The organism is Streptomyces sp. NPDC006879 (assembly GCF_042869595.1).
In the GTDB taxonomy this organism is placed as follows: domain Bacteria; phylum Actinomycetota; class Actinomycetes; order Streptomycetales; family Streptomycetaceae; genus Streptomyces.
Genome location: NZ_JBIAGC010000018.1, coordinates 1 through 19,941, shown reverse-complemented (window position 1 = coordinate 19,941; position 19,941 = coordinate 1). Strand labels below are relative to the sequence as shown.

General features: G+C 70.5%; 12 protein-coding genes and 1 tRNA gene. 6 read left to right on the top strand and 7 right to left on the bottom strand.

All coding sequences use genetic code 11. The annotated features are described in order from the left end of the window. Positions 1-177: 177 nt before the first annotated feature. Positions 178-1,254 carry an NAD-dependent epimerase/dehydratase family protein gene (locus ACFYMC_RS16075; RefSeq protein WP_388524745.1) on the bottom strand — a complete coding sequence of 359 codons (1,077 nt, stop codon included), beginning with the start codon at positions 1,252-1,254 and terminating at the stop codon, positions 178-180. A 109-nt stretch (positions 1,255-1,363) separates the two neighbouring features. Further along, positions 1,364-2,032 (bottom strand): hypothetical protein, encoded by a 669-nt coding sequence (locus tag ACFYMC_RS16070; protein ID WP_388524743.1) that lies wholly within the window; start codon positions 2,030-2,032, stop codon positions 1,364-1,366. A 453-nt stretch (positions 2,033-2,485) separates the two neighbouring features. Between ACFYMC_RS16070 and ACFYMC_RS16065 the strand changes: the two genes are divergently transcribed. Together ACFYMC_RS16065 and ACFYMC_RS16060 are read left to right on the top strand one after the other, a co-directional pair. Further along, positions 2,486-4,231, top strand: coding sequence for an endo-1,3-alpha-glucanase family glycosylhydrolase (locus ACFYMC_RS16065; RefSeq protein WP_388524740.1), 1,746 nt, complete (start codon positions 2,486-2,488; stop codon positions 4,229-4,231). Between the two features lie 71 nt (positions 4,232-4,302). Beyond that, positions 4,303-4,698, top strand: a complete 396-nt coding sequence (locus tag ACFYMC_RS16060; protein WP_388524737.1) for a VOC family protein — start codon at positions 4,303-4,305, stop codon at positions 4,696-4,698. A gap of 6 nt (positions 4,699-4,704) precedes the next feature. Here the strand turns inward: ACFYMC_RS16060 and ACFYMC_RS16055 are convergent, their stop codons facing one another. Next, entirely contained in the window at positions 4,705-5,205 is a 501-nt protein-coding gene (locus ACFYMC_RS16055) for a DUF309 domain-containing protein (protein ID WP_388524734.1), read from the bottom strand. Positions 5,206-5,309: 104 nt separating this feature from the next. Here ACFYMC_RS16055 and ACFYMC_RS16050 point away from each other — a divergent pair. Continuing rightward, a tRNA-Pro gene (locus tag ACFYMC_RS16050) sits at positions 5,310-5,383 on the top strand. A 361-nt stretch (positions 5,384-5,744) separates the two neighbouring features. On the opposite strand, the gene trpS is transcribed toward ACFYMC_RS16050, so the two are convergent. From trpS to ACFYMC_RS16035, 3 genes are all read right to left on the bottom strand, one after another. After that, entirely contained in the window at positions 5,745-6,848 is a 1,104-nt protein-coding gene (gene trpS, locus ACFYMC_RS16045; protein ID WP_388524731.1) for a tryptophan--tRNA ligase, read from the bottom strand. 246 nt (positions 6,849-7,094) lie between these two features. Beyond that, complete coding sequence (locus ACFYMC_RS16040) at positions 7,095-9,407, bottom strand: SpoIIE family protein phosphatase (RefSeq protein WP_388524729.1); 2,313 nt, start codon at positions 9,405-9,407, stop codon at positions 7,095-7,097. Beyond that, positions 9,404-12,112: a SpoIIE family protein phosphatase gene (locus ACFYMC_RS16035; RefSeq protein ID WP_388524726.1), complete on the bottom strand. Its 2,709-nt coding sequence runs from the start codon at positions 12,110-12,112 to the stop codon at positions 9,404-9,406. The genes ACFYMC_RS16040 and ACFYMC_RS16035 overlap by 4 nt, the downstream gene beginning before the upstream one ends. A gap of 286 nt (positions 12,113-12,398) precedes the next feature. On the opposite strand from ACFYMC_RS16035, the gene ACFYMC_RS16030 reads away from it, so the two are divergent. Next, on the top strand, positions 12,399-14,759 hold the full coding sequence (locus ACFYMC_RS16030) for an immune inhibitor A domain-containing protein (protein WP_388524723.1): 2,361 nt from the start codon (positions 12,399-12,401) through the stop codon (positions 14,757-14,759). 92 nt (positions 14,760-14,851) lie between these two features. Here ACFYMC_RS16030 and ACFYMC_RS16025 read toward each other — a convergent pair whose 3' ends face one another. After that, a complete protein-coding gene (locus ACFYMC_RS16025) occupies positions 14,852-16,216 on the bottom strand; it encodes a DUF2254 domain-containing protein (RefSeq protein ID WP_388524720.1) in 1,365 nt (454 codons plus the stop codon). A gap of 412 nt (positions 16,217-16,628) precedes the next feature. Here ACFYMC_RS16025 and ACFYMC_RS16020 point away from each other — a divergent pair, with 412 nt between their 5' ends. Both ACFYMC_RS16020 and ACFYMC_RS16015 read left to right on the top strand, forming a co-directional pair. Further along, on the top strand, positions 16,629-19,187 hold the full coding sequence (locus ACFYMC_RS16020) for a hypothetical protein (RefSeq protein ID WP_388524717.1): 2,559 nt from the start codon (positions 16,629-16,631) through the stop codon (positions 19,185-19,187). Between the two features lie 178 nt (positions 19,188-19,365). Further along, positions 19,366-19,722 (top strand): hypothetical protein, encoded by a 357-nt coding sequence (locus tag ACFYMC_RS16015; RefSeq protein WP_388524714.1) that lies wholly within the window; start codon positions 19,366-19,368, stop codon positions 19,720-19,722. The last annotated feature ends 219 nt before the right edge of the window (positions 19,723-19,941 follow it).

Below are 19,941 nucleotides of genomic sequence, written 5' to 3'. Positions count from 1 at the left end.
TCCACTTCCCCCGGCATCTCGGATTCCGCCGTCCCCCCCCCCGCCCGCGCCCCGCGCGCCCCCCCCCCCCCCCCCCCCCCCCCCCCCCCCCCGCCCCCTCCGCCACGGATTGCCCTACGGGCGGGGACGTCGACACCCGCGCTCGCCGGGTGCGAGCTCACGCAGAGCCCGCTCTCGTCAGGCGTTGCTGGCGAGCTCGACGGCGCTCGCTCGCTGGCCGGCCCGTGCGAACTCCGTCATTCCGGTGACGAAATCGACCTGCGGGCGCCACCCCAGGTCCTTCGTCAATCGCCGTGAGTCCGCGGTGACGTGCCGTACGTCCCCCAGCCGGAACTCGCCCGTCACCACTGGCGCGGGCCCGCCGTGGGCCGCGGCGAGCGCCCCCGCCATCTCCCCGACCGTGTGCGGTTCGCCGCTGCCGGTGTTGTAGGGGACGAGCCGGCCCCGCTCCAGGCCGCAGACGGCTTCCAGGGCCACCACGTTGGCCGCGGCCACGTCGCGGACATGGATGAAGTCCCGGCGCTGCGCACCGTCCTCGAAGACCCGCGGAGCCTCTCCCCGGGCGAGCGCAGACCGGAAGAAGGAGGCCACCCCCGCGTAGGGGGTGTCGCGCGGCATGCCCGGTCCGTACACGTTGTGGTAGCGCAGGGCTACCGCACGACCGTCCACGGCACGGGCCCAGGACCCCACGAGGTGCTCCTGGGCCAGCTTGGTGGCGGCGTAGACGTTGCGGGGATCGGTCGGCGCGTCCTCGTCCACCAGCCCGGGCACCAGATCGGCTCCGCAGTTCGGGCAGCGTGGTTCGAACCGACCCGCCGTCAGATCGGCGGTGGCCCTCGGTCCAGGACGTACCTGTTCGTGCCGCGGGCACAGGTAGCGGCCTTCGCCGTAGACCACCATGGAGGCGGCGAGGACCAGGTGGCCAACCCCGCACTCGGCCATGGCGGCCAAGAGCACCGCCGTTCCCAGGTCGTTGCAGCTGACGTACTCAGGCGCGTCGGCGAAGTCCTTCCCCAGTCCGACCATGGCTGCTTGGTGACAGACGGCGTCCACACCGCGCAGTGCGGTCCGCACGCCGTCGAAGTCACGCACGTCGCCGCGGAGCAGCTCCGCTCCGCGAAGCTCCGGTGCGCCGCCCGGGTGGGCCGTGGGCAACAGGGCGTCCCACACGAGCGGCTCGTGGCCCCGCTCCCGCAACGCAGTGACGATGTGCGAGCCGATGAAACCGGCTCCTCCTGTGACAAGTACGCGCATGCGGGGGACGTTACGGAACCTCGGGTCGTTGTGGGGGTTCCCGCGCCCGACGTAAGACTTCCGTCACCGTCGTTGGGGCCCTGCGGCAGGTTGCGACGTGTGGTTCGGGTCAGTGCGCGGTGGGGGCGGGGCGCAGCACCAAGAGACCCGGCGCGCAATCGGGTGAAGACGGGGCGTGGGCGAGCAGCTCCGAGCCGACGCCCTTGGTCGCCAGTTCACGCCGCAGGAAGTCCACGGCCACCGGCCCGCGGCAGCCCGGCACCGACAGCAGTGCCACGCGTACCTGGCCGGTCGGCGCGGTGACCCGGGTCATCTCCAGCAGTGCCCTGACCGGGTCTTGCGGCCCACGGAGACCGATCAGCGGGGAGACCGAGACGGTGAGCACGAAACGTCCGTCGGGGAAGGGGAGGTGGCCCGGTGAGCCCGGGAGGTACCCGCGCCGGTGGCAGGAGCTTCCAGCCCAATCCCTGGCGTAGTCCCGGAGGAAGTTCCGACCGGGGCCGGTGCGCGCCTCATCGAAGACGCGCTCCAGCGTGCGCGGGGGCAGGCGGTAGGCGGGGTCCGCGCTGGTGACGTCCGAGCCGAGCCCGCGGGCCTCGACCCCGAAGGAGGAGGCGCCGCTCGGGCAGTCGAGTACCGGTCCTGCCAGGAGGGCCTCGTCGGTCAGGCGCAGCGGTCTGCGGTACGCGGCCAGAGTCCTGACACGTGACATTGCCGTGTGGAACTTGAAATTGCGCTCCATCCGGTGGCAGTGAGCCAAGGTGCTTGTACCCTCCATGTCCCCTCCATCCTCCAGTCCCCACATCTTTCCCCCTCGCGCTCAACAGTCGATAAATAGACCCTGACAGCGAGAGCTCCACGATGTCCGGCCACCGGAGAGCCGAAGCGTTCCAGCCCCCCGGCAGTGCCTGCGAAGCGCGGGAAAGGCGGCTCGCCCCGGGTTCCCAGGAGCTCCCCCCAGGGCATCCCGCCCGGGACCGAGCCCCGCGCTGACCCCGACCTTCGTACAACGCTCACCAGGGCCCCAGGTCCGTCCTCCTCCCAGGAACGCGCCGGTTCACCGTGCCACCACACGCCGTCGGGAGACCCGTTCACGTCCCCACCGATCCGCTTCGCAGGCTCCCGGACTCCGGTTCACGAACCACTCGGCGGTTGTCCTGATCGCCGGGATCCGTTCTACTACTGCCCACGTCCCGCACCGTGGGGGACGGCTCGGGGAGGGAAGAGCACCATGAAGGCGGAGAGTTCCGGAAGCAGGCGGAAACCGGACGGCCGGGCCGAAGGCCACCGGTCCGGCCACCGTGCCCAGCCCGCCTCGCACCGCCAGCACGGGAGTCGTCGCGGCCGTCGCACCCTGGTCGTCTCCCTGGCGTCGGCCTTCTTGATCCTCGGCATCAGCGCGGCCACCGGAATAGCGTGGGACCCCTTCTCCGTCTCCGGTGGTTCCAAGGCCCAGGCCCCACAGATCGGCCAGCCCTGGTCGGTCACCCCGTCCGGCCGGACGCCCGCCACCCGCTCCGAACCGCCGACGACCATTCCGTCGGCGACCGCGCTGGCCCGCCCCACGCCGGCCCCGGTCGAGCCGCCGACCACCCCAGGCGGCGGGATGGCCACTGACCCGAAACCTGCGTCCGCCGCCCTCCCCTTCGACATGCCCTCCGCCAAGACGCTGCGGGGGAGCCGACGACTGGTCTTCGCCCACTACTTCACCCCCTATCCGCTCTCGCTCGACAACGAACCCTCGGAACGCGACTACTACACCCGCAACTACCTGCAACCAGGCGGCGAATCGGGCAAGCACGAGCGCTACGGCGGCCTGCTGCGCGACCGCCCCCTGCCGGTCGCCCCCAAGTCGGGGGACTGGGAACTGGCGAACCTGCGAGAGGAGGTCCGCACCGCACGGGCCGCCGGAATCGACGGGTTCAGCCTCGACCTGCTCTCCCTCACCGGGAAGAACTGGGAGCGGTCCAACGAACTGCTGGACGCGGCGGCTTCGGTCGACCCCGCCTTCAAGGTCATGTTGATGCCGGACATGACCTCGCTACGGGCCGACCCGGTGGCCCTCGCCGACGCCCTCGCTCGCCTCGCGGCCAAGCCCGCCGCCCATCGACTCTCCGACGGACGCCTGGTGGTGTCCCCCTTCAAGGCCGAGGCGCAGGACGTCGGTTGGTGGAAGCAGATGCTCGACCGTATGCGTCAACAGCATCGCATCGAGGTCGCCTTCGTTCCCCTGTTCCTCGACTACGGTTCCCATTCAGGGGAGTTCAGCCCGATCAGCTACGGTTTCTCCGACTGGGGCAGCCGGAGCTACACCGGTCAGGAGGGCGGCACCTCCGACGCCCGCCGGGCGCACTCCGCTGGAAAGATCTGGATGCAACCGGTCTCCGTCCAAGACGCGCGACCCAACCAGGGGATCTACGACGAGGCGGGCAACACCTCGACCCTGCGTTCCTCCTGGAAGCACGCCATCGACGGCGGCGCCGACTGGGTGCAACTCACCACCTGGAATGACTACTCCGAGGGCAGCCACTTCGCTCCCTCCCTGCACAACGGGTACGCCTACCTCGACCTCACCTCGTACTACCTGAGCCGCTTCAAGACCGGCAAGTGGCCCAAGGTCGTGCGGGACACCGTCTATCTCAGCTCCCGCACGCAGTTCGCCCACGCGACACCAGTGGGGGCGCAAGACCTGGTCATGCGACCGCGGGAGGGCACGGCGACCCCCCGCGACAAGGTCGAGGTGCTGAGCTTCCTGACCGCCCCCGCCACCCTCCGCACCACCACCGGGCAGGTCAAGTCCAGTCACCGTGCCCCGGCCGGTCTCCACGCCGAGCTCCTGCCCCTTCGGACCGGCACGAGCTCCGCCCAGTCGGAACGGCAGGGGCGGGTCACGGCCCGGGTGGAGTTGCGCTACCCCGTGCGGGATTCCGTCAAGGTCCAGGATCTCCAGTACTACGCTGCCACCAGCGGCCGCTGAGTGCCCAGCCACTGGGCGGACCAACGGGAGGCGAGGGCGCTCCTCGCAGGTGGGTGCGGCAGGATGAGGCCATGCCCGCACACCTCGCCCTGATCAGTCTCCTCGTCCACGACTACGACGAGGCCGTCGAGTACTACACCAGAGCCCTCGGCTTCGAGCTGGTGGAGGACACCCCTCGGGAGGACGGCTCCCGATGGGTGGTGATCCGGCCGCGGGGGGCCGGGGCCGCAGCACTCCTGCTGGCACGGGCCAAGGACGCGCGACAGCGAGAGCGTGTGGGCGATCAGTGCGGTGGCCGGGTGGGCTTCTTCCTGCACACCGACGACTTCGCCGCCGACCACGCCCGCATGGCCAAGGCCGGAGTGCGTTTCCTCGAAGAGCCGCGTCACGAGCCCTACGGATCGGTCGCAGTCTTCGAGGACCTGTACGGAAACCGCTGGGACCTGATTCAGCCGGCGTGGCCCTAGCGGTGGCTACCTCCCGCGCAGCCGGGGCGCGCAGGAGGCCGCGTCCAACGCATGAGGGGCTTCCTCCACGAGATCGGCCAACTCCCGTGCCCAAGACGTCAGGCCGGGCAGGTCGAGGGAGTAGGGGTGCCGTGGGGTCCAGTCAGCCAGAACCGCTGCGCCGCGGCGCAGCAGGCGGGCACCGCCGGTCGCGTTCCCCCGGGCAGCGTGCGTGAGACCGACGGCCAGCTGGGCGAGCGAGCGCCACAGTCCCCGTTCGCTCTCCGGGCCTGATTTCCACGCGTCTTCGAACACCTCGTGCGCATGGAACGGGAGCCCCGCGTCCAACAGGCGTTGGGCATCGCGCACGGTCTCCTCCGGGGTGCGTAGCACGCCCTCGGGCTGTCGCTCCACGCCGGGGCTTCCGTACGGCAGCGGCCGTCCGAGCCCGTCGCGCGGTCGCGAGCTGCGAGCCCGCCCCTGTGGGTCTCGGTCCCGTGCCTCGCCCTGCGTCTCGTTGTGCTCCACACCTCCATCCTGCCCCGAGCGTCCCCGGGACGGTGCATGCCCTCACGTTTGGTAGTGTTCTTCTTGCACGCCGAGCCGAGGGGAAACCCCAGGCCAGCGGGCATCGGGACGTGGCGCAGCTTGGTAGCGCACTTGACTGGGGGTCAAGGGGTCGCAGGTTCAAATCCTGTCGTCCCGACTCGAAGGAGTCGTAGATCAGAGGCCGCATCGGATGGTTCCGATGCGGCCTCCAGGTCGTTCCGGGGGCGGGTGAGGTGCCGGGACGAACGACCGCGATGATCCTGCGGCATCAGCTGCCGCGATCCGGCACGCCCGTTTTCGTCTGCCCGGCGGCTGCCGCGCACCCGCCCGCCGGCCTCAGCGCCTCGCCCTGGAGCCCGACGCCGATCGGACTCGCCCAACCGAAGGCACCACCCCCATGAGTGTGTGCTGGCATCTGCCATGCGGCAGGGGCGGTGGGCGTCGTTCCTCGTCAACCCTGGCTGCGGACGGCGTCGAACGATTCACCGCCTTCTGCGCCAGGCGAGGGTGCGGAGGGGTCAGTACGCGGTGCCCATCGCTGCACGGACTTCGCCGAGCGTGGCCTCGGCGACCTCCCGGGCCCGTTCGTTGCCGGCGCGCAGCAGCCGGCGGAGGTAGCCGCGATCCTGCGCGTACAGGGCTCGGCGCGCCCGGATCGGCGCCAGGTGTTCGTTGACCGCTTCGGTGGCGGACTTCTTCAAGGCCGCCGCGCCTGCGTCACCGATGTCCGCGGCCACTTCCTGCGGGGTCCGGCCCTGACAGAGGGCGGTCAGAAGAAGGAGGGAGGCCACTTCGGGGCGAGCCGCCGGATCGTAGGCGATGTGGCGATCGGAGTCCGTCCGCGCGCCGCGGAGCAGTCGAGCCGTCTCATCGGAGCCGGCGGCCAGGGTGATGGCGTTGCCCCGGCTCTTGCTCATCTTCGTCCCGTCCGTACCGAGGAGGAGCGGGGCGTTGGAGAGCAGCGCTTCAGGCTCGGGGAACACCCCTTCGCGCTCTCCGTAGCGGTCGTTGAAGCGACGGGCCACGGTGCGGGTGAGTTCGAGGTGGGGGAGCTGGTCCTGCCCGACGGGGACGAGGTTGGCCTTGCAGCACAGGATGTCGGCCGCCTGGTGCGCGGGGTAGGTGAACATCAGGCCGCTCACCGTGGACTGTCGTGAGTAGGCGATCTCGTCCTTCACGGTGGGGTTTCGGCCCAGTTCGGCAACGGAGACGAGGCTGAGGAAGGGCAGCAGCAGTTGGTTGAGCGCAGGGACGGCACTGTGGGTGAAGATCGTGCTGTGGTCCGGGTCCAGGCCGATGGCCAGGTAGTCGAGCACCAGCTCCTCGACGTGTCCGCTCGGGTCGACTGCCACGTCACGGTCGGTCAGGACCTGGTAGTCCGCGATCACCACGAACATCTCCACACCGAGCTGCTGTAGACGCACCCTGTTACAAAGGGTGCCGAAGTAGTGGCCCAGGTGCAGTCTCCCCGTCGGGCGATCTCCCGTCAGTACGCGAAAGCGCCCCGGATTCCGTCGGACTTCCTCCTCCAGGGCCGCGCTGCGCGCTTGTGCGGTGGAGGGGTCCAGGGCTGTGCCCGGGGAGCCGGAAGGGCCTGCCGGGGTATGGGTCTCGATGGTCATGAGCTCTCCTGGTCTGGGTCGTCTGAGGCCGTCTGGACGGCGCAACCCCTGATCCAGGGCATACGAAAGGGCCGTCCCGTAGAACGGCCCCGGTCATGCAGGATTTTGTGGCCGCTCCTATGTGGAGCGCCACCAGTTCAGGCATGACGACTGCTGCATCCATGGAGGATACCCCGAAGCGAGAGGTCGGGTGTGCCCGATTTTCCGTGGCCCAACTGGGCTTCTTCTCCTCGCCCTTCTCGATTCTCAATCGAGCCGGGGGAGGCCGGCCGCGTCGGGCTGCTGCTCGGCCCAGATGGTCTTGCCGGTGGAGGTGTAGCGGGTGCCCCATTGCTGGGTGAGCTGGGCGATCAGGAACAGACCTCGGCCCCCTTCGTCGTCGTTGGCCGCGCGCCGCAGGTGCGGAGTGGTGTGTCCGCTGTCGGAGACCTCGCAGATCAGTGTCTGATCGCGGATCAGGCGGAGCTGGATGGGGCCGGCGGGAGCGTAGCGGATGGCGTTGGTGACCAGCTCACTCACCACCAGCTCGGTGGTGAACACCAGTTCTTCGAGTCCCCAGGCCGTGACCTGCGAGGCGACGGCGGCCCGTGCGGAGGCCACCATCTCCGGGTCGGCAGTGAGGTCCCAGACGGCGACCTGGTGGTTGCCCAGTACATGGGTGCGGACCAGCAGCATCGCCGCGTCATCATCCGAGGCCGAGGGCTGGAGCATCTCCACCACCCGGTCGCACAGCTCGTTCAAGGGACGGGTGTGGTCCGCCAGGACGTGCCGCAGGGTGTCGAGTTGGTCGTCCAGGTCACGGTCGCGGGTGCGTACCAGACCGTCGGTGTACATCGCGATCAGTGAACCGGGTGGCAAGGTCATCTCCACCGACTCGAAGGGGAGCCCGCCCAGGCCCAGCGGCGGTCCGGCCGGGAGTTCGGGGAAGGAGGCCGCACCGCTGTCGGGGTCCACGATGGCCGGGAGCGGATGGCCGGCACGCGCCATCGCGCAGGCGCCCGTCACCGGGTCGTACACGGCGTAGAGGCAGGTCACGCCGAGCGCTTCGTCCTCGGGGACGCTTTCGCCCTCGATGAGGGTGACGGAGCGCTCGTTGGCGGCCTGTGCGACCAAGTCGTCGAGGCGGGACAGGAGTTCGTCGGGCGGCAGGTCGAGCCGCGCGAGGGCGCGGACGCTGGTGCGGATGCGCCCCATCGTTGCCGCTGCCCGCAGCCCGTGGCCGACCACGTCACCGACCACCAGCCCCACCCGGGTGCCGGACAGAGCGATCACGTCGAACCAGTCGCCGCCGACCCCCGCCCGGCTGTCGGCCGGCAGATATCGGTGGGCGAGGTCCACCGCGGACAGCCTGGGCAGGCTGCGCGGCAACAGGCTGCGCTGGAGCATGAGTGCCGCGGCGTGCTCCCTGGTGAACCGGCGGGCGTTGTCGATGCAGACCGCGGTACGGGCGACGAGTTCTTCGGCCACCGAGCGTTCCGAAGCGTCCAGCGGCCCGAACGGGAGCCGCCACACGAACGTGACCACACCGAGGATGGCCCCCTCCGCTCGCAGTGGCAGGGCCAGTTCGGCGCCTTCGCCCTGCGGCGCGGAGGGCCGGGTGGCCAACGTCGTGGGCGGGCCCCACACCCGGACCATGGGGCCGGTGGGCACGGCTCCGGGCATGGGCCGCTCGCCCTCCAGCACGGCCGTCAGCAGGTCGACGGTGACCTCGTCGGCGAACTGGGGAACGGCCACCGTCGACAGTTCCCGGGCGGTCTGGGCCATGTCCAAGGTGGTGCCGATGCCGGCGCCGGCACGGACGAGCAGGTCCAAGCGCTGTTGTGCCAGGTAGCGGTCGGTGATGTCCACCGTCTCCTCGCAGACGCCTAGTGTGGCACCGGCGGCGTCATGGAGCTGGTAGTAGGTGCAGGACCAGACGTGGTCACGCTGCGGGTCGACTCCCGGCCTGCCGCGGTAGTGGAGTTCGACCACGGTCTCTCCGGTGGCCAGGACGTCTCGCATGACCGCTTCCAGGGTGTCCGGGTAGCCCTCGGTGAGCACCACCCCGTGGGTGACCATGTCGTCGGGGCCGATCCCGGCGTACTGCAACGGGCCCATCTCCACGTTCAGCGCCTGGTTCGTCCACACCACCCGTAGGTCCTGGTCGTAGATGGCCAGCCCGACCGGGGACTGGGTGGCCAGGCCGCGCAGCATCGCCTGCTGGGCCTCCCAGTGCTCCACCTGAGTCGTCCGGGCCATCACCAACAGCCGGGAGGGGCCGTCCTTTGGGGGGCACAGGCGGTGTAGTGAAGCAGTGACCCGCACGGTGTGGCCATCGCGGTGGCGCAGGTCGAGGATGCGACGGTCGAAGTCAGTGGCCACCTCGGGAGGGGTGTCGGCGGCGCTCAGCGCGGCGAGCGGACGGCCCATCACCTCGGAGTCCGAGTGGCCCAGCAGCGTCTCGGCGGTGGGGCTCCAGCCGAGCACGAGACCTGCGTCGTCGAGGACCGCCGTGGCCGCCCGCGAGAGGTCGAAGGGACCGGGCAGGCCGGTCTCTCCGGTCATGTCCGGGGTACTCATGGCGCCTGCCAGCGCGCGGCGAGGAGCAGCGCGATGTCGTCGGGACGGTCCAGGGTCTGTCCGGCCTCGCTGATCAGCCGGTCCGCGGTGGTGGCCAGGGAGGCCGGCAGGGCTTGGGCGAGGGTTCGCCTCAGGTGCTCGATGCCCTCGTCGATGTCGACGCCGGGATTCTCGACCAGCCCGTCGGTGAACAGCGCCAGCACGTCTCCCGGTGCCAGGTGTAGTTCGGTCACGGGGTAGGTGGCTTCGTCGGCCACCCCGAGGACCACGCCGCCCGGCAGGTCGAGCACCACGGTGTGGCCGTCCGGGTGACGCAGTAGCGGCTGTGGGTGTCCGGCGCGCACGGCCTGGGCTGCTCCGGTTCGAGGGTCGAGGAGGATGTAGCAGCAGCTGGCGAACTGACCGGGGTCGAGGTCGATGAGCAGCCGGTTGGTACCGCTGATCACCGCTTGGGGGTCGCTGCCGCTGAGCGCGAAGGCGCGTACTGCACTGCGTAGTTGACCCATGGTCGCGGCGGCGGCAACCCCGTGGCCCTGAACGTCGCCGATGACGAGGGCGAGCAGCCCGCGACCGGTCTCGATCACGTCATACCAGTCCCCGCCGACCTCCATGGTCTGCGTTCCGGGCAGGTAGCGGCCTACGGTGTCGACGTGCTGGAGCACCGGGAGGCGGTGCGGCAGCAGGGCTGACTGCAGTCCGCGGGCGACCGCCGACTCGGTGTCGTAGCGCTGCGCCCGCTGGAGCGCCTGGGCGATCAGCCCGGCGAGGGCGGTCAGGACGGTGCGCTCCTCGGGGCTGAAACCGCGCGGTCGGTCGAAGCCCAGGATGCAGGACCCCACGGGGCGGCCCGAGGCGATGAGGGGGAGGAAGGCACGGGCTCCGATGTTGGAGTCCAGCGGGATGCCCGGATAGGCGGCTGCCAGGTGCTCCATGGACTCGAAGAAGATGGGACGCCCGCTGGTCAGCGTCTCCACGCCCGGTAGTTTGGCGTCCAGCCCCACTCCGTCGAAGCGGTTCAAGAACCCCTGGGGGAAGCCGGTTTCCCAGGCGAGATACAGGTGCCGGTCGTTGAGGAGGTAGATGGCCAGCTGCCGGCCGCCGAAGGCGGGTAGCAGTTCGTCGGTGACCACTGCGGACACCTGGCGGGCGGTGACGGCTTCGGTCAGGGCGATGGCCAGTGCCACGGGGCGGTAAAGAGCGCTGGCCCGGTCGGCGGGAGAATCGGTTCCGTCGCCGGGCTGTGTGATCGTCCCGGGCGCGTAGGCCGGGTGCTCAGCGGTGGCCAGCGTCGCGGTCAGCCCCTCTCGGCCGGGGTAGAGGGAGACCGACAACCATTCGGAGGTACCGCGCCGGGCCAGGAAGTGCACTGGTTCCGAAGTCAGCAGGACCGAGCGGAAGTGGTCCTCGTAGGCGGGGTGCGCCAGCCAGGGCAGGGCGTCCCACAGCGCGTGGCCCAGCAGTTCGCCGCGCGGGGTTTCGAGGAGCTGGACGGCGCTGTCGTTCGCGTAGGTGATGAGGCCGAGGCGGTCGGCGGCGACGATGGGCTGGGGCAGCAGATCGGCCGCGGTCGCACCGGTGCGACCGTCGGCGAGGTCGCCGAGATCCATGAGGAGGCCGGTCAGCCGACGGGCCGGATCGGACTCGCCGAGCGGGGCGAAGGGCGGGTCGACCCACAGTTCGAGTACGTAGGGGCGTCCGGCTGGGCCCCTTACGCCGATGCGGTGAACGTGGGACGCAGGGGAGGGGTTGGCGGCGGCGACGGCGGTGGGCTCCACGCCGGCTCTGCGCGCGGCGCCCTGCTCGGGCACCGGTGTGCTGGCGGCCACCTTGGCCTCGGGGTTCTCGGGTTCGTCCACGCCGGGTTCGTCCACCTCCGGTTCACCGGTTTCGCGTTCCCCGAGTTCCCCGGAGGGCGGTCGGGCCGCATCGGTGGCCTGGCGGGCGGTGGCCCACAGGCCGAGTACGTCGTCCGGGAACCAGTGTGCGGTCAACGCGTCGATGGTGCCCGGGGGGCGTGCGGGGTCGCTCCCGATGAGCGTGCACAGACCGGCGTCCACCGCGACGGCCCCACTGTCCAGGTCCCAGGCGAAGCGGCCGGTTCGGGCGGGTGGAGTACCCGGCGCGGGTAGTCGGACCGAGACCGGTGGGCCGTCCCAGCGCACCGGTGTGCCGGCCGAGGCGAGCTGGTCGAGGTCGTCGGCGAGTCCTGATGCGATGCGGTGCAACCGCAGCTGTTCGGCGGTCACGACCGGCGAACCGGGGCGGGCCGGGCCGACGGTCACCAGCACCCCGAACTTGTCCGGACCGCTGAACACGGGCATGTAGTGCGAGCCGAAGGGGTACGGAAGGCTGGCCATCAGCTGGGGGAAGCGGCGCATCCCCTCTTCCGCGTTGGCCAGGTGGATGGCGTGGCCCGTCCGGTAGGTCTCGGCGATCGGGAAGGGGCGATTGGCGTGCATCCGCCACCAAGGGCGAAAGAGCGGGCCGGGCAGGCCGATGAGAATGGCCAGACGCAGGAGTCCGCGGCTCTCCGAGCGCAGGTAGAGGGCGCCGGCGTAGCCGCCAATGGCGGTGATGGCGGCGGCTCCGGCCTGTGCGAGAACCCTCGGTAGCCCGTCGGGGACCTGGGCGATGCGGTGCGGTCTTTCCGTCATCGCCTCGCTCTCCGTCAACGGGGCGCGTCCGGCCACGCCGTACCAGCTCACACAGCCAGAATGCGCCGGGATGCGGTCCCACCGCATCTTCAGCGGACCGAGTGGCGGCTGGTGGAGCGGAAGTCCGGTGTATTCGGCAGGCCCGCCGTGGAGTGGGCCCTCGGGCGGGCCGTAGGGGGCGGTGCGTGGGACGGCCCTTCGCGGCTGCGGAGGGTTGGACGCCGGAGTGGCCCGCATGTGATGTGACGATGTCACATCACAAACCTTTCCATCACACGTGACATGTGAAATATTACCTGCGCTCTGATCGGTCCAACTCCCCGAAAGGAACCGAACGTTGCGCAGACTCATCGCGGTGGGTGCGGCGATATCCTTCGCCCTCCTGGCTGCTCCCGCACTGGCGGCGGCTCAAACCACGCCCCCCGCATCCGACCTCGCCGCACGGACCGCTTCCGCGGCTCAGCCAGACGGACCCCGGCACGCCGCCGCACCCCCTCCGGCCCCGGCGGAGGCGCGGCGCCAGGCCCTGCGCCGCCAAGCGCTGGAACAGGTCGCCGCCGGGCGGATCAAGAAGCAGGCCCAGGGCCGGCTGCCGGGCCGCGTCAAGGTCGGCAGGGACTACGTCGAGCTCGCCCAGGAGCGCAAGGACAAGGTGTTCGTCATCCTGGCCGAGTTCGGGGACCAGGTCGACACCACCACGGAGTTCGAGGGCAAGCCACGCTTCGGCGGCACCCCCGGCCCGCGGCACAACGCCATCACCAAGCCCCCCAGGGCCGACAACCACACGGTCTGGCGCCGGGACTTCGACCGCTCCTACTACCAGGAGCAGTTCTTCGGGACCGCTCCCGGCGCCGTCAGCCTTCGCAACTACTACCGACTCCAGTCCTCGGGGCGCTACGACATGGACGGTCATGTCACCGACTGGGTGCGGCTGCCGTGGAACGAGGCGCGCTACGGCACGGACAACTGCTCCGAGCCCGGTCAGTGCCGCACCAACTGGGACATGATCCGAGACGCCACCAACGCCTGGTACTTCACCGAGCGGGCCAAGGGGCGCAGCCCGGCACAGATCAAGGCGCAACTGGCGGAGTACGACGTCTGGGACCGCTACGACGCCGACCACGACGGGAACTTCAACGAGCCCGACGGGTACCTGGACCACCTCGTGGTCGTGCACGCCGGCAAGGACCAGACCTGGGGCGGCGGAGCCCAGGGCACCGACGCCGTCTGGGCCCACCGCTGGTTCGCGTACTGGAACCAGGCGGGCACGGCAGGCCCGGAGGGCAACAAGGCCGGCGGTACCCCGGTCGGCGACTCCGGAATCTGGGCCGGTGACTATCTCACGGGGGGCGAGAACAGTGGCGCCGGCCTCTTCGCGCACGAGTTCGGCCATGACCTCGGCCTCCCCGACCTGTACAGCTTCGACGGTGACAACAGCGTCAACTTCTGGTCGCTGATGTCCTCCGGCTCCTACCTCGCCAAGGGCCGCAATACCACGGGCGACTTCCCCGGCGACCTCGATGCCTGGAGCAAGCTCCAGCTCGGTTGGCTCGACTACACGGAGGCCGACGCCGGGCGTCGTACCCGGGCCGTGCTCGGCGTCTCCTCGTACCAGACACAGGACCCGCAGGCCCTCCTCGTCCACCTCCCGCCGTCGAAGACCAGCACCGAACTCGTCGACCCCTACCAGGGCGCAAGCCAGTGGTGGAGTGGGACAGGCGACTACATGGACAACACCCTCAGTCGCGAGGTCGACCTGACGGCCCTCGCCGCCGGGGCGCAGGCGGCTCTGGACGCGCAGGTGTGGTTCGACATCGAGCAGGACTTCGACTACCTGACCGTGGAAGCGTCCAGCGACGGCGGCAGGCAGTGGGCGGCGCTGGCCGGAACCGTCGGCGGGGTGCCGATCCCCGAGAAGGGAGTCTCCGGAACCTCCGACAGCTGGGTCCCGCTCTCAGTGCCGTTGGGGCAGTTCGCCGGGCAAGTGGTGCAGCTGAGGCTCCGGGTGACCTCCGACAGCAACACGCACGGCAGGGGAGTCACCTTCGACGACATCAAGCTCACCGCCGACGGTCGTGAACTGCTACGTGACGGCGCCGAACAGGGTGCGGCCGGCTGGACTGCGCTCAAGTGGACCCGCACCGAGGGGCGGCACGGCATCGCCGAGCACCCCCGTGCCTACCTCGCCGAGAACCGCCGCTACACCGGCTACGGCCGCTACCTCAAGACGGGTCCCTACAACTTCGGTTGGAGCGCTGATCCGCAGCGGCCGGAGAAGAAGGACACCGTCGAGTTCTACCCGTACCAGCAGGGCGTGCTGATCTGGCTCTGGGACACCGCCTACAGCGACAACACCACCAGCTCCCACCCCGGCGCCGGCATGCTCCTGCCCATCGACGCCCGTCCGCAGGCCCTGCGGTACGCGGACGGGAGCCTCGTCAACGCCCGCGCCCAGACCTTCGACGCGCCGTTCTCGCTGCGGCCCAGCGACGAGCTGGTACTGCACCGGGGCGGGGTTGCGGCCCTCATTCCGCAGAGCCCGGCCGTGCCGGTCTTCGACGATCACACCGGCGTCTACTGGAACCCTGACCTGCCGCAGGTGGGGGTCAAGGTACCCGACACCGGTACCCGCATCACCGTGGTGAAGGAGGCGTCCGGGGGCCGCCGCACCACCCTCCAGGTCAGTACGTCCCCCTGACCACACCCGCATGCGGCCCTTTCCGCTGACCTGCCGGACCGCGGTCGGGGAATGGGTCGCATGCGGGTGCTACCCCGCACCGGAGAGGACCTTCAACCGATGCCTTGCCGGTCCGGCCGCAGCGCGAAGTCCCCTTGCTGCGTCGAACTGCTCCGGGCCCGCACCTCCTCTTCCAAAAGCTCCCGGTGCAGGCGCAAGGGGGGCCGCCGGTCCTGGGGGACGAGCCGCTCAAGGTCGTCCAGGCAGGCAGCGATCCGCCGTGTCACCTGAGCCGACTCCACGCCGTAGTGCCGTGCCTCGGTCAAGGCCAGGTCGAGGAGCTCCGGCCAGGTGGGAAGCGACTCCACCAGCCTGATCACGCCTTCCGCATCACGGTGGTGGATCCGGCCCAGCGGTTGCGCCGCCAGCGCCGTGAGGAGGACCTGGATGCGGTCCAGCGCCTGCACCGCGGTCGTCGGGTCGTTCACGCCCGGGGACAGGGCCCGCGCCGCGATGTCCGCCAGCTGCCGCAGCCCGAAGGCCAGGTCCTGCTCGGTGGTCCGCTCCACGCCGATGTCCAGGGCGGACTGCACGGCGGAGGGGCGCGGCGCATTCGCGCCGATGACCCGGTACAGGGGGGCGCCCGGGCAGAGGAAGTCCCCGACCTTCGGCACCAGGTGCAAAACGACCGACTGCCGGCGTGCCAACCGGACCAGCCGCCCCGCGTCCACCGCCTGTAGGACTCCGGGCCGCCAGCCGTGTGCCACCACGAACGAGGGGCGGCCCTCGCTGTCGGCCGCCACAGCCTCCGCGTCCCCGTGCCCCCCGGGTGATTCCGTCGGGACCACCACGCGGCGGATCAGCCCCAGGCTTTCCTCACAGACCCGGTCCATCACGTAGGTGACGCGCATCAGCCGGATCGTGGCGTGCACGTACACGACGAACAGCACCAGGCTCAGGACGACGAAGCCCATCGCCAGCGAGGCTCCCGTGTAGGGGATCACCGCATCGGCTGGACGCTCCGACGCCGTGTATTCCTTCTGGATCCGCAGGGTGTACAGGAACGTGCACAGGAACACGGCCAGGGTCAGCTTGGTGACCCCGCTCTCCACGTAGATCCGCAGCACGCGTGGCGAGAACTGCCCCGCCGCCATCTGTAGGGCCACCAGGGTGATCGAGAAGACCACGCCGATGAAGGTGAGCATGGCGGCGCTCATCGTGCCCACCGCGGTCTTCGCCGATGCGCCGAGGTCCTGCGCGGTCCGCAGGAACCACACCCCCTGGAGGTTGACGTTCTCCCAGCGGGTGTCCAACTCGTGGATGAAGGTGTCGAGTTGGACTACCGCCGTCGCCAGAAACCACCCACACGCCAGACCCGTGAACGGGATGAAGAGGAACGAGTTCCTCAGCTGTTTGCGCAGCCGCGGGAACGGCCCTCTGGCCCGCCGATCGACGCTCTTCACCGTGCTCTTCGCCATGGCGGCACAACCTAGCCGCCGTGCCCGTGCGAGCTCGGGCGACTGGCCGCGGGCCCGGCGAACGGCCTACGCCCACCGCGGAACACGGTGGACGCGTTGTCGTGCCGACCCGTGCCGGGTGACCCGTCCTGCGCAGGCCGGGAGCGTGCCCGCAGCGCCGCCCCCGCGCGGACACCCCGGACCCGGGGCCGCAAGCCGCCCCGGCCGCAGGCGGCTCGTCACCCCGCTGGTTCCCTCGGACCGGGGATGAGTAACGAGCTCTATTTCACAGTGGGTTGCGTTGCCCACCTGGTGATCGGAACCCGAGTGCCGGAATTAGGCTTCGGCGGGGAACAGCTCGGCCACTTCGACGGCCGGGGAGGACGGCCCGACGGTTGACGTCCGTGGGCCGGGAGACACTGGATGTGGCCGTATGACCGGGCAAGTGCACACGACGTTCGCCTCACCGCTCACCTTGCTGCGCGAGTGGCTGGAACGTCCCGACAGTGCTCCGCTGCGGGAGTTCCTCCTCCTCGGCTACACCGTGGACCTGCCCTTCCTGGAGGAGGTCGCCCTGCCCGTGGCCCGGGCCCTGGGAGCCCGGGTGGCCGTTCTCGGCGACGCGGGAGTCGCAGGGTACGAGGCGGTGAACGTGCGCCAGGCCGGACGGGGCTACCTCCACGGGTTGGCCGGTTGCGACGGCTCCTTCCACCCCAAGATCGCTCTGCTCCTCGGAGACCACGCCGCCCGCCTCGCGGTCGGATCCGGGAACCCGACCCAGACCGGCTGGGGCAGCAACGACGAACTGTGGACCGTGGTCGAGACCGAGGAGGACGCCTCCCACGCGGTACTGGCCGACCTCGCGGACTGGCTGCACGACCTCCCCCACGTCGCCGCCATGACCCCCTGGTGGGCCGAGCACCTGGAGGAGCTCGCCGAAGAACTCACCCGCCGGCACATCGAAGCCCCGGAGGATCCGGCCGGCCCGGTCGAGCCGGGAGGTACCCGCCTGGTGCACAACCTCAAGCGTCCGCTCCTCCAACAGCTGAACCCGACCGGTCCCGTCGGCGAGCTGCGCCTGTACGCGCCCTACGTGGACCCTACGGGCGCGACGCTACGCGCCCTCGCGGACCACTTCGCCCCCAAGGAGCTGGTCCTCGCCCTTCAGCCCCGTTGGTCCAGCTACGACTCGGGCGGGATACGTGAAGCGTTCGCCGGGCATCCCACGGCGCGCGTCCACTTTCTTGAGGAGAGTCGGGTACGGCATGGAAAACTCATCGAATGGCGCGACCGCGCCGGCTGGCACGCGTTCGCCGGTAGCGCCAACCTGACCCGGGCCGCCTTGTGGCGGGCGGCGGGGGAGGACCAGGCGAACTGCGAACTGGCCGTCCTCTCCCACGGTATGCGGCCCCTGTTGCCCGACGGCACCCGCGCCCGACCGGCCTCCCAGCTGACCGGCAGCACCCTGGCCACCGCCGGCCGTCGTCGGGAGAGGCCCTCCCTGGTACTGCTCGGAGCCCGCACGGACGGCCGGCGGGTGGAAGCGGTGCTCGGCCGCCGACCACAGGACGGCCCGGTCCGCATCGAGATATCCCCGGACGGGTCCGCAGGGACCTGGGAGGTACTGGGAGTCGTCCCCGAGGGTGCCCTCAGTGCCGTGTTCCCCGCTGCCACAGCGACGGCAGGCGCCGCCGTCCGAGCCAGTTTCCGTACGGCCGACGGCTCCTGGGCGCTTTCCGCGGTCGCCCATCTGCACCAGCCGCGCTCCAGCTCCCCGCGGGAGCCGGCGCAGCCGGCCGTACCCCGGGTCGACCATCCGTACTCGGTCGAGGAACTCCTCGTCAGTCCGCAGGCGGGCAGACGTTTCGAGGACGAACTGGGGCCCCTGAGGGACAGGCTGGCCGAAGAGGCCCGCATCGCTCGGGGGGTGGATGGCCCGCTCGCCCCCACCGAGGACTGGGCCGACTACCTTAGGGCATGCCGGACGGACCTCGGCGCGCCGCTCACCGCGCTCGCCTTCGGGGTCCTCGACCTCTCGACGAGGGAACTGCCGGGCGCCGCGCCCGGGTGGGTACCAACAGTCCCCACCGACCCCGAGCAGTGGCCGGTACTGCGCAACTGGATCCGACGGCTCGCCCGTCGGCTGGCCGACGAAGCCAGCGAGGCGCCGGTACGCCTCGTTCCCGTCCATCTGGTCGTGGCCAACCTCTACCTGCGTCTGCTGGCCGCAGGCGCCTGGCCGGAGCATGACTACACCTGGCGGGTCGGCCTGGCCGACCTGGCGAGCGCCCTGACAGCGCCACGGCCGGAGCACGCGCGAGCTGAGCCCCCACAACAGCGCCGGCGCAGCGCCGGGGTGCTCGCCGTCGTGATGTCACTGCTCGGACTGCACGAAGCCCTCGACGGGATCGAGGCGGACCCGGCGTCCGCCGCCGCCTGGACGGTCAGCCGGGAGACGGTCGCGGGCGCGGATCCGGCCGACGTCCAGGACCTGCTGACGATCCTCGAATCCCCGGCGTCCCACGTCGTGGGAGGGGAGGACCTGGAGGCGCTCATCGAGCGGGCCCGCAGTTTCGCCGACCCGATCGCGCAAGCCAGACAGGCCCTCGCAGAGGCAGGTCTGTCCGCCTCCTACGAGGACGGCATCTGGGAGGTGACGGGTTCCTTCGTCAACGCGACGCCGATCGCCGCGAAGGCGGCCACCGTGCTCGCCGGGGAGCTACCCGGTCCCGTCCTGGTTCGGGCGGAGGGGCGGGGGCCAGCCCGATTCGTCGCGTGGAGCAGTCCCGATCTGGTGCTGCTGACCGGTCGCTCCACCTGGCGGGGCTACCGCATCTCCCCGCCCGCGACGCCGGCCACCCGCTTCGGGGAGGGTCTCCCGCAGCCCGTGGCCGAAGGGCGAGCGGCTATCGCCCTGTTGCAGAGGCTGTTGGAACCGACCGACCTCGACCATCCCGGCCTGGTCCGCAAGCTGTTCACCTTGTCGGACTGACCACGTGGGCACGGGCGCAGGCGCGCCCCCCTTCGTGGTTCCCGGCGCGGCGGAGCGGGGGCCGCGACGAACGTCGTGGAGGTAAGCGACTTTCGGTGGCGGCCCGCCGCTCGTGCTCTGGTGAGGATGGTGAGGTCCGCGAGCGCCGCGGACACGGAGGACACCAGGAGGAAAGAACATGGCCCGCAGGAACGGCTGCTTGATCGGCTGCGCGGTTGCCCTCGTACTGGGCGTGGGGCTGGTGGCGCTGCTGTTCGTGGGAGTGGGCAAGGTCATGGAGGTCGCGGACAAGACGTTGGTTGCTCCCAGCACCTACGAAGCCGTTCGTACCGGCGATCCGGAGAGCGAAGTACGCGCCAAGTTGCCTTCGGGAAAGACGGTGTTGACATCGGCCCTGAAGAAGGGAGCCCCCGTCCAGCCGGCCGGCAGCGACTGTTCCTGGTACCTCGCGGACACGGATGCGGACACCGTCTACCGCTTCTGTTTCAAGGACGACAAGCTCTCCGAGAAGGTCTCCTACCCGATGGCGGAGTAGCCCGCGCGGAGGCGGACGCAGACCTGGTCGCTTCTGGGCGCGGCCCCCTGCCCGCGTGCTACCGGCTTCTGCTCCGGCACGCAGGGGCCAGTGACGCAGTCCGACGGCGGTCTTTCTCAGCCAGTGAGCCTTTTCCATCATCGCTCTGAGCTGGCCAGATGCAGGGCGAGGATGGCCTGGACGAGTGCGGTGATGCGGGTAGTCGAGCATCGGATCTTG